The organism is Armatimonadota bacterium, assembly GCA_016125185.1.
Taxonomy (GTDB): domain Bacteria; phylum Armatimonadota; class Fimbriimonadia; order Fimbriimonadales; family Fimbriimonadaceae; genus Fimbriimonas.
Genome location: WGMG01000006.1, coordinates 1 through 12,375, shown reverse-complemented (window position 1 = coordinate 12,375; position 12,375 = coordinate 1). Strand labels below are relative to the sequence as shown.

The 12,375-nt window shown below is 57.5% G+C and carries 12 protein-coding genes; 4 read left to right on the top strand and 8 right to left on the bottom strand.

What is annotated here, in order from left to right; genetic code table 11:
- The first annotated feature begins 63 nt into the window (after window positions 1-63).
- The 4 genes from GC165_07735 to GC165_07720 are packed head-to-tail and all read left to right on the top strand — an operon-like array spanning window position 64 to window position 3,001.
- Window positions 64-612 carry a DUF4339 domain-containing protein gene (locus GC165_07735; protein ID MBI1332756.1) on the top strand — a complete coding sequence of 183 codons (549 nt, stop codon included), beginning with the start codon at window positions 64-66 and terminating at the stop codon, window positions 610-612.
- Window positions 613-658: 46 nt separating this feature from the next.
- The gene (locus tag GC165_07730; GenBank protein ID MBI1332755.1) at window positions 659-1,195 is read left to right on the top strand and encodes a hypothetical protein; all 537 of its coding nucleotides are present in this window, start codon (window positions 659-661) and stop codon (window positions 1,193-1,195) included.
- A 17-nt stretch (window positions 1,196-1,212) separates the two neighbouring features.
- Window positions 1,213-2,163, top strand: coding sequence for an ABC transporter permease subunit (locus GC165_07725; protein MBI1332754.1), 951 nt, complete (start codon window positions 1,213-1,215; stop codon window positions 2,161-2,163).
- A 4-nt stretch (window positions 2,164-2,167) separates the two neighbouring features.
- Window positions 2,168-3,001, top strand: a complete 834-nt coding sequence (locus tag GC165_07720; GenBank protein MBI1332753.1) for an ABC transporter permease subunit — start codon at window positions 2,168-2,170, stop codon at window positions 2,999-3,001.
- Between the two features lie 664 nt (window positions 3,002-3,665).
- On the opposite strand, the gene GC165_07715 is transcribed toward GC165_07720, so the two are convergent.
- Genes GC165_07715 through GC165_07680 form a run of 8 tightly spaced genes read right to left on the bottom strand, consistent with a single transcriptional unit; the run spans window position 3,666 to window position 12,256 of the window.
- Window positions 3,666-4,913, bottom strand: coding sequence for a PDZ domain-containing protein (locus GC165_07715; protein MBI1332752.1), 1,248 nt, complete (start codon window positions 4,911-4,913; stop codon window positions 3,666-3,668).
- Complete coding sequence (locus tag GC165_07710; protein ID MBI1332751.1) at window positions 4,910-6,202, bottom strand: hypothetical protein; 1,293 nt, start codon at window positions 6,200-6,202, stop codon at window positions 4,910-4,912. The genes GC165_07715 and GC165_07710 overlap by 4 nt, the downstream gene beginning before the upstream one ends.
- 28 nt (window positions 6,203-6,230) lie before the next feature.
- Window positions 6,231-6,668 carry a ribose 5-phosphate isomerase B gene (gene rpiB / locus GC165_07705; GenBank protein MBI1332750.1) on the bottom strand — a complete coding sequence of 146 codons (438 nt, stop codon included), beginning with the start codon at window positions 6,666-6,668 and terminating at the stop codon, window positions 6,231-6,233.
- Complete coding sequence (locus GC165_07700; GenBank protein ID MBI1332749.1) at window positions 6,665-8,920, bottom strand: hypothetical protein; 2,256 nt, start codon at window positions 8,918-8,920, stop codon at window positions 6,665-6,667. Before GC165_07700 ends, rpiB begins: the two co-directional genes overlap by 4 nt.
- Window positions 8,921-8,932: 12 nt before the next feature.
- Window positions 8,933-9,781 carry an S-methyl-5'-thioadenosine phosphorylase gene (locus tag GC165_07695; protein MBI1332748.1) on the bottom strand — a complete coding sequence of 283 codons (849 nt, stop codon included), beginning with the start codon at window positions 9,779-9,781 and terminating at the stop codon, window positions 8,933-8,935.
- 3 nt (window positions 9,782-9,784) lie between these two features.
- Window positions 9,785-10,636, bottom strand: coding sequence for an ABC transporter substrate-binding protein (locus tag GC165_07690; GenBank protein MBI1332747.1), 852 nt, complete (start codon window positions 10,634-10,636; stop codon window positions 9,785-9,787).
- Window positions 10,637-10,674: 38 nt separating this feature from the next.
- Complete coding sequence (locus tag GC165_07685) at window positions 10,675-11,517, bottom strand: hypothetical protein (GenBank protein MBI1332746.1); 843 nt, start codon at window positions 11,515-11,517, stop codon at window positions 10,675-10,677.
- 10 nt (window positions 11,518-11,527) lie between these two features.
- On the bottom strand, window positions 11,528-12,256 hold the full coding sequence (locus tag GC165_07680; GenBank protein MBI1332745.1) for a hypothetical protein: 729 nt from the start codon (window positions 12,254-12,256) through the stop codon (window positions 11,528-11,530).
- Window positions 12,257-12,375: the final 119 nt, after the last annotated feature.

Here is a 12,375-nt window from a genome sequence, read left to right as displayed (position 1 = left end):
TTAGACCTAGGGAGTAGCCGAAAGGGTACAACCTACCGTAAATATCGAATTCACGAAGGAAACATGAGCGAAGCCGCCGCCTGGTACTACGTAGGCTCTTTTGGACAGCTAGGTCCGCTCACACTCGAACAGATGGAAGAACTGATCGAGGGTGGCGTGATCGAAAAGTCCACCTACGTTTGGAAACCGGGCATGACGGACTGGCTTCCGGCGGGACACGTGACCGAGCTTCTGAACTCCTTCAAGATCATGGAGCCGTTTGCGAGTCCGCCTCCGATTCCGGGTTCGACTCCGCCGGTTAGTTCCCCGACACCGCCCCAAGAAGGGGCCTCGATTCCCGGCTACCGGTCGGTTTCTATGCAGACGTACGGTGTGAACCGCACGCTGGTTTTGCCGAAGAGCGACAAAAGTCGGACTTTGGCGGGGATTCTGCAACTGCTGTGCCCAGGACTTGGGCGCATGTACCTCGGGTATGCGGCGCTGGGCACGATCCAGCTTATTTTGACTCCGATCACCTGCTTTACGCTGTATTTATGGTCGGTGGTGGACGGCATTATGATCCTGAGCGGCAAGGTTCGGATCGACGGATATGGCCGGGCGTTGGAAGACTGACGAAAACGATCTTCGGGTTCATACGTCAGAATAGTATTAGAAGCCAATGAAAGTAATTCGGTTTTTGACGTTGATCGTTTTTGCGTTTGTGATTCAAGCGGCAGCTTGGGCACAGGCGCAGGTGCTGTTTAAGATCGACGGCAGAGGCGAGTTCATCATCACGCTGAACAACGCGGCCGCACCGAAGACCTGCGCCCACATCATGGATTTGGTGAAGCAAGGCTTTTACGATGGGCTGAAGTTCCACCGAGCCGAGAAGAAGCCGCGACCGTTTTTGGTCCAGGTCGGCGACCCAGATACGCGCAACGCACCGATCACCGATAAGCAGTATCGGGGCGGTTCAGGCGTGGGAATTCCGAAGGAAGAGAGTGGACTGCCGAACGACCAATGGGCGGTGGGATTGGCCTCGATTCCCGAAGAGAATATCCTCGGTGACAGCCAGTTCTACATTCTGCTGACGCCGGCCAAGTTTTTGGACGGCAAGTACACGGTGTTCGGCAAGGTGACGAGTGGCATGGATGTGGTAACCAGCATCGAAAAAGGCGACCGCATCGCCTCTGCCCGGATCATTAAGAGTAACTGATCGGCTAAAATCTCCTCGTGCAATTGATCAAGGCTCTTTTTCTACGCCTCGCATTTGGCGCGGTAAGCCTCTTGATCATCTCCTTCGTCACGTTTGTTGCCTCGGCGATGGCACCGGGCGATCCCGCCCGGTATATCGCGGGCGAGAAGGCTACGGAGGCCCAGTACCAGCGAATCCGCGAACAGATGGGTCTGAATAAGCCGCTGATGACGCGGTATGGCATCTATCTTTCCGACATCGCGCACGGGGACTGGGGTAAGAGCTACCAAGGCGTGCATGAGCCGGTGGCCGACATTTTGAAGCGCACGGTTCCGATGACAGCTAAGGTCGCGATCTTGGCGATCATTCTGGCCTCGACGATCGGCATTACGCTGGGGACGATCGCGGCGATACGCGAGAACCGCTTTGCGGATCGGAGCATCCTCACGATTTCGACTTTAGGGGTTACTCTGCCTAATTTTGTGTTGGCGCCGATCTTGGTGTACATTTTCGCGGTCAAATTGGACCGGTTGCCGGTGGGTTGGGATGTGGAACTGCGCGCGCCGGAGTGGATGTATCTGCTGTTGCCGGTCATCGTGCTTTCTCTGCGGCCGATGGCGATGCTGACGCGACTGACACGGGCCGCGATGGTGGAGACGTTGCGGCAGGAGTTCATTCGAACCGGCATTGCGAAAGGTGTTCCGCCATTTCGGCTTTACACCAAGTACGCGCTTCGCAATGCGATTCTGCCGGTGGTAACGACGATCGGCACGACGTTCGGGTTCTTGCTGACCGGCTCTTTTGTGGTGGAGAGATTCTTCATCATGCCGGGCATCGGCAGTCGAACCATCGAGGCGATTTTGAGCAACGACGTGCCGGTAGTTCAGGCGTGCGTGTTGGTGACGGGTGCGATGTTCGTGCTGGTCAACACGATTGTGGACCTGTTGCTACCGATTCTCGACCCACGCATTCGGGAGGCTCAGGTTTAGACCCATGCAACGAAAGAAGCTGAAAGATCCGTTGGTTTGGGCCGGGATCGTGTTCATGTCCCTGTTGATCCTGTTTGCGATTTTCGGGCCGATGATCCCGACGGGGATGAAAGAGCCGGTCCTGGATCCGGTGGGGAGTCCGCATATGCCTTATGGGACGCCGCATGCCCCGCTCGGGACGGACGAGATCGGCCGATCCTTCCTCCAGCGCATCGCTTATGGTGCGCGAGTTAGTTTGTTGATCGGGTTTGCGGTGCAGACGATCAACCTAACGTTTGGCGTCTTTATGGGCGTCGTGAGCACGTTCGCGCCGCGGTGGATTGCGGTTCCCGTGATGCGGTTGACGGACGGCATGTTTGCGTTTCCCGACATCCTGTTAGCGATTTTGATCATCGGGATTCTTGGGCCTGGATGGTTACCGGTTATCGTGGCTTTGTCGGTGACGGGATGGCCATCGATGGCGCGGTTGACGAAGACAACCCTGGCGAGCATCAAGGAACGTGAATTCGTGGTGGCGGCGCGGGCTACGGGCGCTTCGACGCCCTATCTGGTGATGAAGCATCTGTTGCCGCAGATCTCGGGGATCTTGCTGGCGGTTTCGATGATTGATCTGGCGGGCACGATTTTGGCCGAGAGCACGCTGAGCTTTTTGGGCATCGGCGTCCAGATGCCGACGCCGAGCTGGGGCGGTTTGATCAACAACGCGCGGGTACAGTTGAACTCGTATCCGACGGAGATCATTGCGCCGTGTTTGGTTTTGAGCTTGACGGTGTTTGCCTTGAACTTTATTGGTGATGGGTTGCGAGCGTATTTCGATCCGAAGTCGCGAAACGCGTAGGGGTTTCGTGAGCGGTCCCAATTCGCTTTGCTCATTACCCCCTTCGGCGGGAACTTCGTGAAGCGAGCAGTCCAATCGGCTGACCTCCCTTTATCGAGTGCTGGTGGGCTGGAAGCCCACCCTCCCAGGGGCCGCGAAGCAGGTTTCGCGCATGTCGCTGACCGTGCCACCCCTTTTTGGGAGTTGGAATCTTTGATTTGGGGTTTGTAGGTGACTGGTCCCCTCCATCCCTGCACCCTTCCTCCCTTAGTGAGGAAGGGAATTTGGGTTGTCGCCAACGGTGGGTGCACTGGTAAATCCCAACTTCTCGCTCCTTCGTCCTCGTCCCTTGGACTACGAAGGACAAGCAGGCGTCTTTACCAGTACCACGTCGAAAGAATTATGTGAGCGAGACACTCACAACTCCCGGTCGGCTGACCACTATTTGTCGAACGTTGGTGGGCGGTCCCGATTCACTTCGTTTTCCGATTCGGCTTCGCCTCTCGGAATCGTAGACATTTCCTCCGCCTTGCTCGGCGGGAACTTCGTGAAGCCCACCCTCCCAGGGGCCGCGAAGCAGGTTTCCCAGATGTCGCTGACCGTGCCACCCACTATGTTTAACCCTCAGTAGCTCTGGAGACACATTCAAATTTTGATCCTGTGCCTAGCCACTGAGGGCACGTAATTAGTTTGGTTTGCCGTTGATGACGTCCACAGCTTTTGCGAATTGGGCGTCTTTGTCCATCGTCGTCGGATCGAATTCGACATCGGGGTTGAGATCAACCTGCACATCGGGTTGGATTCCGCCGCTGATGTAAGCGCCTTCCTCGTCTACTTTGCGAGTGAGTGCGCCCGACTTCGGCAGGTAGTACCGAGCGATCGTCAGCTTGATGCCTGCACCGTCGCGTTGGCCGTACACCGTCTGGACCGAGAATTTACCGTACGTGTGGGTGCCGACCAGCTTGGCCTTGCCGTAGTCTTTGAGGACACCGGCCATGATCTCGGCAGCACTGGCCGAATCCTCGTTGACGAGGACGACGACCGGATACTTGAATTCATGCAGTTCGCCAGTTTCCGCGTTGGTGGGCACTTCGTTGCCTGCCCGGTCGCGGAGCTTGACGATGACATCGCCATCGACCCAATGGCTAAGGACCGAGACGGCGGCTTCAAGCGCGCCACCCGGGTTGTCGCGAAGGTCGATGATGAGGCCCTTGATGTTGTGCGATTCGACGGCTTTAAGCTCACGATCGAACTGCTCGGGCACCTCGAGGGCGAAGTTGAGAATCTTGATATAGCCGATGTTTTGGTCGGCGATGTACTTGCTTTCGACGTTGGGCGGGACGACCTTTTCGCGCTTCATTGAGAAGTCGATCGGGTCTTTGACGTTCGGGCGAACGACGCGCAGGCGTACCGTCGTGTTCTCTTCACCTTTGATGAGGAGGACGATGTCGTCCGAGTTCATTCCGCCAACATCCTTGCCGTTTACGGCGATGACTACGTCGCCACCTTTGATGCCGGCCTTGTCGGCCGGGCCGTCGGTGAAGACGGAGACGACCTTGACGCCGAGCGGATCGGGGAGCAGGCGTGCGCCGATGCCGTAGAACTTGCCCTGGGTCTCATCGCGGAACTCGGAGTTGACCTTGGGGACGAAGAAGTTGGTGTGCGGGTCGCCGAGCGAGGACACGAGACCGGTCATGGCGGAATACTTCAACTCGGTCTTGTCGAGGTGCTTGATGTAATCGGCATAGATGCGGGCGTAGTTGCGCTCGAAGACTTCCTCATCGGAGAGGCCGGTGCCGTTGGTTTTGATGCCCAGCAGGCGGTCTCGCTGGCCAATGGAAAATTGGCCGTTTTTGATGTCCTGCCAGAAGTAGCCGAACGAGAAACAGGCTGGAAGGGCGACGCCGAAAGCGATCAGTTTGGCGATTTTCATTGGGCGGCTCCTGCCTTTGCGGCGATGTTATCGTTGAGCGGGCTCTTGGCTCCGTCGTTGGCGGCGAGCTTGTCGTCGGACGGCTTCGGGGTGCCGGTCTTGAACAGGCCGGTCGCGAGCGTGTAGCCACTGCCGTCGGCTAGCTGACAGATTTCGTGATGCTTGCGGCTGTTGCCCATTTCGGTTCCGCTTAGGCTTGCGTAGCCTTTAGCGGAGAGCGCGAGGGCGAAGACTTCGGCAGCATCTCGGGTCGATGGATCGACGAGAAGCTTGATCTTCGGCGGCTTGGCGTTGCCGGTGTCGGTCTTCAGGATGATGGGCGTGCTACTGTTGTGGTTTTCGAAGTAGCCGTACGCTCCTGCGGGAGCGATCACGCTGAGGCACTTGCGCATTGTTTCGAAGTCACCGAGGACATTGTGGCGAAGATCGATGGTGACGTTGGATTTGCCGGAAATGTAGCTCTTCAGGGCTTCGGGAGCGCCGGATGTGAAGAGGAGGACGAACGAGCCGTTCTCTTCCTTCAGCGACGGAATGTCGTAAGTTCCCTTCTCCAGGGTTGTGTCGATGGTCTTATCGCCGTGCTCGAACGTAACCTTGATGCTGCCGGTCGTGCCCGTGATCAGATGCTCTTTGGCGTGGACTGCGCTCATGCTTTTGTCGAGCTTCATCTTGATCTGCTTGCGCATATCGTTGATGGTTTTGAAGTCGATTTTCTTGTTGAGGTAGTCGCTTTGGGCCTTGCGGTACTTGAGAATGTCTTCGGAGTTGACGACCCAGTGATCGTCGACTTCGCTGACCAAGTCGCCGACTTTCACCCCGGCTTTGTCGGCCGACGAGCCGGGAGCGACGGAGACGACCATCAGGCGCGGCAGTTCTAGATCGTCATCGACACCAGCGACCTTGATCTGGTTTTTGACCATCTTATAGTCAAGCCAAACGCCGACGCCGGTGTACTCGCCAGCGCGGGCATCCTTATAGGCTTTGAACTCGTTGGGATTATAAAACTGACTGTCGGCGTCGTTGAGGCCGGTAACCATGCCTCGAATCGCGCCGGTGAGAAGCTTTTGGTCGTCTTTGATCGGATCGACATATTTTGTTTTGAGGAGATCGGAGATGCCCTCGTAGTAGTCGCCCTCGGCGATATCGACCTGCGTGTCGCGGGACGCAAAAAGGTCACGCAGGCTTCCGTACCCACCGTTGGAAATCTCCTGACGCTCGCGGACCTTCAGACCGGCGATCGTGACGAATAGAAGACCTATCACGACCCCAGCCGATGTGATGCTTTTCATAAGAATTGGTTGGTATTACAAGAATACGCTAAATTGGCGCGCTTAGCTTCCGAACCCGCGCTTGATGCCTAGGTATTTCGCTTGCCTTGGTGGCGATAAAAGTCTTAACGATGGCCAACGCCTGTTCCGTTCCCAACACTCGCGCCCCCAACGCGAGAACATTGGCATCATTGTGCTCTCGCGCCATCGAGGCCATGTACTCCGTCGTGCATAAGGCACAGCGAAGATATGGATAACGATTTGCGCGGATGCTTACTCCAATCCCCGTCCCGCAGATGATGATTCCGTAGTCGGTATCGGTCGAGTTCAGCACTTTTGCCAGTTCGTCCGAGGCGTCCGGGTAGTCGTAGGAGGACTCGTCGGGGGCTCCGACCTCGGTGCATTCGTGGCCGTCGGCGCGGAGGTGGGAGACTAGCCAGCGGCGAAGTTCGATGCCGGCGTGGTCTGATCCGAGGACGATTTTCATTTCATTTCCTTTGCCGTGGCGGCGATGTACGGAATCGGGCTGGCTTTGAGCTTATCGAGGGCATCGGCGGGGATTTTCCACGCGCCTTTTTTCGCGCCTTCGAGGACTTCTATTTGAACTGCGGGGTGGGCGTCGGTGAAGACGTTTTGGATTTCGCCTTCCTTGACATCGCCAGCGGCGGCCAAGGAGCGGAGGGCGGAGACGCGGACGTATGGGTCGGCGTCGACAACCATTTTGTCGAGTGCTTCGCGAAGGTAAGGGCTCTTGGCGCCGAGGGCGGCGGGAATCTTCTCACGAAGGGTCGGGCTGTCATCGGCGAGACAGCCAAGGACGGTCTGCTTGGTGGCGAGACCCGAGTTGGCGACGACTCCGAGGCAATAAAGACGCACCGACTCGCAGGGGTCGTTGACCATGATCGAGACGAGGCGGTCGAGGTCCTGCGGACGCTTAGGATCGAGCTCCTTCAGCGCGGCTAGGCGAAGAGTCGCCATCTCTTGGCGGGTGGAGACCAGCAGGGTTTGCTCGCAGCCGATCTTTTCTTTGACGTTGGCTCGGTCGAGGGCGCCAAGCGCAGCCATCGCGAGCTTGCGGACATGCCAGTTGAGGCGGACGGTGCAGCCGGTGACGTCGGAGAAGGCGGCAAACGTGGGGTGTAGCGGAACACAACTGAGCGCGGCTTCGCGGGCAGTCTCGGTGGGTGGGGCGTGAAAGAAGCTGCTGAGGGAGGCCACTTCGGCGTCGGTCGGATTGTTGCTCAGCACCGTCGTGAAATAGGCCCGGGTGGCGTCGTAGGCGATGCCCGAATCTACGTCGGAAGCAAGCTTTTGGAGTTCGGGAACGACCCCTTTCATCGTCTTGATTCGATCGAGGTCGCGAAGGACGAAGCGCTTGCCGGCGCGAGTGCCAGTTGTAAGGATGGTTCGAAGAGATTCTTCGTCGCTCCAGACGGGGATGTGGTAGTCGGTTAGTTCCCCACTCTTTTGGCCAGGCTCATCGGTTAACGTAAAGTTTCGGAAGTCGTACTTCGTCAATTCGGTTTCGAGGCGCGACGTACCAAGGAGGTTGTGCGGCACTCCGAACGTAACGCCGAACACTGATTTCTGGTCGGGGTGAAGGTCGATTGTGACGGTCTGCCACTTGTCGTCGGAAGTGATGGGCACCATGCCTGCGCCCGAGCCGAGGACCACTTCGGTGCCCGCGTTGTGAGTTCCATCGGACCAAATTTGCACGGCGATGGGATTCTTGGTGGTGGCCTTGATGTCGAACTTTAGGCTCTTGGCGGTGCTGAATTTGGCCGACATCGGGAGAGCAAAACTGCCGGCGCGAAGGAGGCTGTATTCGCCGTAGGTGAGGACACCATCCGCGAGGGTTAGTTTGCCAGGCGACTCGACAGCCGACGATGGGACGGGTGCAGGGCCCTTCGGATCTCTATGCGGCGCGAGAGCGTTGGCGGTCGCCCATTGGGTGAGCAGCGTGCCGTCCTGACGGAAGTCAGGATTGAAGAGTCGCCAGTAGTCCTTTTCGAGTCCGGCCAGCGGGTCCGAAATGTTGAGCGCCGTGTTCTCACCGAACAAGTGATTTTCGAAGAGCGAGAGGTGGCTTTCGAGTCGCTTTTGGATACTCTGTTGGGTCAGGTCGAAGAGCGACTTTTCGAGGAAGACGTCGTCGCTGGAGCCGCCGAGATCGGCAAAGCCTTTGATGGTGAAATCGTCAGCCTGTCCATCGGCTTGGTCGACGTGGGAGCTGGAGATCGCCAAGGTGGCGGCAAACGGTCCTCGCTCGACGTTGTCGTCAACCACAAATTTGGACTCGTTGTACTCGTCTTCGATGAGGTTCTTGAACTCTTTGATGTCGAAGATCGCGTCGGGATAGAAGCGCGGAACGATGTCGAGTACGAGCGAGCCGTTGGTGGCGGCCAAGTACATAGACTTGAGACGAGCGACGGCTTCGAGCAGGCGGGTCTTGTCGCGCGTCTCCATGATGTTGGAGTACCGAGGGTCAGAAAAGTCCCGCTCGGCGACGACGAGCAGGACCTTGAGCTTGGTCGCATCGGGAGCAGGAGCGGGCACCGCCAGGTTGGACCAATCCGGCCCGACGATGAACGGCTTCCACTGTTGCTTCTTGTCGTCGTCGGTTAGGTACGGGAACACCGTGGAATCCTGAAGCGCGGCCGGATAGTCGGTATCGGGCTTGGGAAACTGCGGGTTCTGCACCTTGACCAAAGCGCTGAAAGCAATCAACGAAGCGAGCATATGTTTACTAGACTACTCTAGAAGTTCGAAGAGACGGACGTCATTTTCGGACATTGCGTGGCCGTCGCCTCGGGTGTATTGGAGCGCTTGTCGGTGGCCGATGGTACTGAGGTCCTGCGGCATCTTGCCGATCATGTCCAAGACAACCTTTTTGATCTTTTCGGAGTTCGCCTTGAAGACCTCCAGCACATCGGTAGCGTTGACCGCTTCGGTTCCGGCGTGGACGCCACTATCGTAGTCGGTGATGAGCGAAATGTTGACGACGCCCATGCCGAGCTCGTGGCAGAGATAAGCCTCAGGGTATTGGGTCATGTTGATGACTTCCCAGCCTTGATCGTGGAACCACTTGGATTCGGACTTGGTGCTGAAGCGCGGGCCCTGGATTACGACGACGGTGCCGCCATCGTGGCAGGTGATGCCATTTTCACGGATAGTTTCGACAGCGATTCGACGAAGCTCCTTATCGTACATGTCGGCGGGCGAGACGTGGGTGACGATCGGCCCGTCGTAGAAGGTGTCCAGTCGCCCTTTGGTGCGGTCTACGAACTGATCGCAGACCACGAAGTGCGTGGGTTCGACATGCTTTTGAAGTGAACCGGCGGCGCAGGGACTAATGATTGCTTGACAGCCGAGGGAGCGCATGGCCCAGACGTTGGCTCGGTAATTCACCTTGTGCGGGGGCAGGGTGTGGTGGCGTCCGTGGCGGGGCAGGAAGGCGACCTTCCTTCCGCTGACGGTGGCCAAAAAGACCGAGTCGCTTGGAGCGCCATACGGTGTATCCACCTTGACCTCCTCAACGTTCTGTAGCAGGCTGTAAAAGCCTGATCCTCCAAATACTCCTATCTCAGCTCTTTGATGCAATAGTTAATCTCCTCTAATCAGTAGCGAAAGGGCCTTGTGACCCTGGTAGATGGCCTGGTCCACGCGGGCACCTCGGCGAAGAATGATGTCCTGGGGAAGCCCAAACAGCTTCTTCTCCTTGACGGCCTTTAGATTGGCGAAACGGGCGTCGGCGGTGAAATCCTTGATTTCTCCGGCAACGATGATGAAGTCGGGATTCATCGTCATGAGCGACTCTGGATTGAGCGGTTCGAAGAGCTTCGAATCGGGACCGAGCGGAGTGGCTCCCATGATCTTGATGAGGTCGGCCTGGAACGTCTTGGCGCCAGCGATCATTTCGTGGCCGGTGGAGTCCGGGATGATCAGCGCGGCGGTGATCGGGTCTTTGAACTTGTCGCCCAAGGCGGTTTGGCGCTGCCTGTCGACCTTGTCGACGTATTCGGAAATGACGTCTTCGTTGCCGAGCTTATTGCCCAACTCATACACTTCTTTGATATAGTCGTCGACGGTATATGAGCCGATTTCCTGCACCTCGGAAATCGCTTTGAGCTTTTCGACTTCCGTACTGCTGTACAGATCGCGGTCGAGAAGAATGAGGTCGGGATGCAAGCGCTGGATCGCCTCATAGTCGGGCTTGAGATCGCCGACGATAGGGACCGACTTGAGACCGGCGGGCCAGTTATCCGCTTTCGAGCGACCGATAAGCGGAATTTGGAACTGAGACATCAGTTCGCTGGTGCTTGGACTCAGGCTTATGACATTGTGGTACGACTTGGTTCGCGGAATTCCGCCGTACTGTTGTGTTTGACCGCAACCCGCAACGAACGACGCGGCAACAAGAAGAACGCCCAGCAAGTGCTTGCGCATAGGTCTCATATTGTACCGAAACGCCCTGGGATTGCCAAAAGAGCCCGCTATTTCCGGGTCACTTTGAAGCGTCGGGAGTTGCTGAACTTGGAGAGGACCCCGTTCTTGCCAAATGCGATGACGCTAACCTGGTATTCCCCCGAGAGAACATCGTCGCTGAAATTCCATTCGAAAGACTCCCCGCTGGCCGAGAAAGCGCGCATGAAGCGGCTGGGAATCTTTTTGGGATTGGCGTTGGTGATCATCACGATTTCGACGCCATAACTGATGGCGCCGTCGACCGGATCCCACTTGAACGTGACGTCGTTTTTGGCGACCTCGCCGTTTTGCGGCGCAGTTAGATTCATGCGAACGAGTTCGCCCGGAGCCTGTTTGGGGGTCTCGACCGGCTCGGCGGGCTGAGGTTGTTTCGGAGTCGGCTTGGCGGTTTCAGTCTCGGGAGTGAAAACGGCATCGGCAATGGCCGACGTGCCTTTGAAGACGAGCATGATCGACTTCGAGTCTTTGACGGTGACTTGGAAATCGGTGGGCTTGTCGCCGGTGGACGCACTCAGTTCTTGGGCGGTTTCACCGTCGAGGACGATTTGGAGCTTGGACTCACCCGTATGACCGGCGTCGGAATCGGCGATGCCGAACTTGCCTTTGAAGAATTCGGAGCCCTTGGGCACGGAGTAGACCAACCGACCGGTTCGCTCGGGTCCATCGCCTTGGGGGAGGAGTTGGATTCCCTCGGCCAGAACGATGCCGCCAATAGAGAACTCGCGAGAGAGTTGGAAGACGGTGGACTGGGCGATTTGGGTAACGGGAGTCAGATCGACCAACCTTACCTCGGACTTCTTCGCGGTTTGCACCAACGAAGCGACGACGAGAAGAGGGAGTGCGCTGATCATGTTAGTTAGTTTAGTGGATGTCGATGGGCTTGGCGGACGGATCGGGCTTGGGGTCGTTGTCGCCCCTTAGGTCGATGGGATCGCTTCCGTCGCCGTTCTTGGCTGGAGGCGTTTCGTTGGTCTTGGCCGGCTTGGCATCGCTTGGCTCGACGGAATTCGTGTCGTCGCTCGGCTTGGGACCGTCTTCGGGGTTGATGCGAGGGCGGCCGTCGTTTTGAGGTCCGCGGTCTGGCATGGCAGGATCGTAGTCGGGCTGCTCGTCGTTGCGAGGCTTTGGATCCTGAGGAAGATCGTCACTCCGATGCGGGTACGGATCGGCATACGTCGGGGGCGTCGTGCTATTCACAGTCGGCATGTCGTGCGTGACGGCTGAGGTAGTTCCACCGGAGTTCCCGCCGCGAGCCTTGATGGCCGACATGATGCCAAGGCCGAGGAGCATGGTGACGACGAAGACGGCAATAAAGTAGGTGACCGCCTGGCTGGTCGGCATGGTCTTGGGCGTCTTGGCCATGTCTTTTCCGGCGTCGTTGGGGATGTGGGCGGTCGGATCGGTGGCGGGAGTCGGCGCTGCCGCAGCGGTAGGTATGGCGTCAACAGGATCGTTGGGGATGCGGATGGTGCCGTCGGGTTCGCGCACGACATCGGATGCGCCGATCATGTTTCCACTCCCATCGTAGTGGACCATTCGCTCGTTGCCGAGAAAGTCTTTCTCGATCCTGCTATAGCCGCCGTCGCTCATGTCGTTACTCAGTATAACGTGGGAGTGGGAACCAGAGTTTCGGCAAAATGGGTTCGCCATTCCCCATTAGTTAGAGGGTTTTGGCGTCGAAAAGGTTCGAACGAAATGGGAATGGCAGG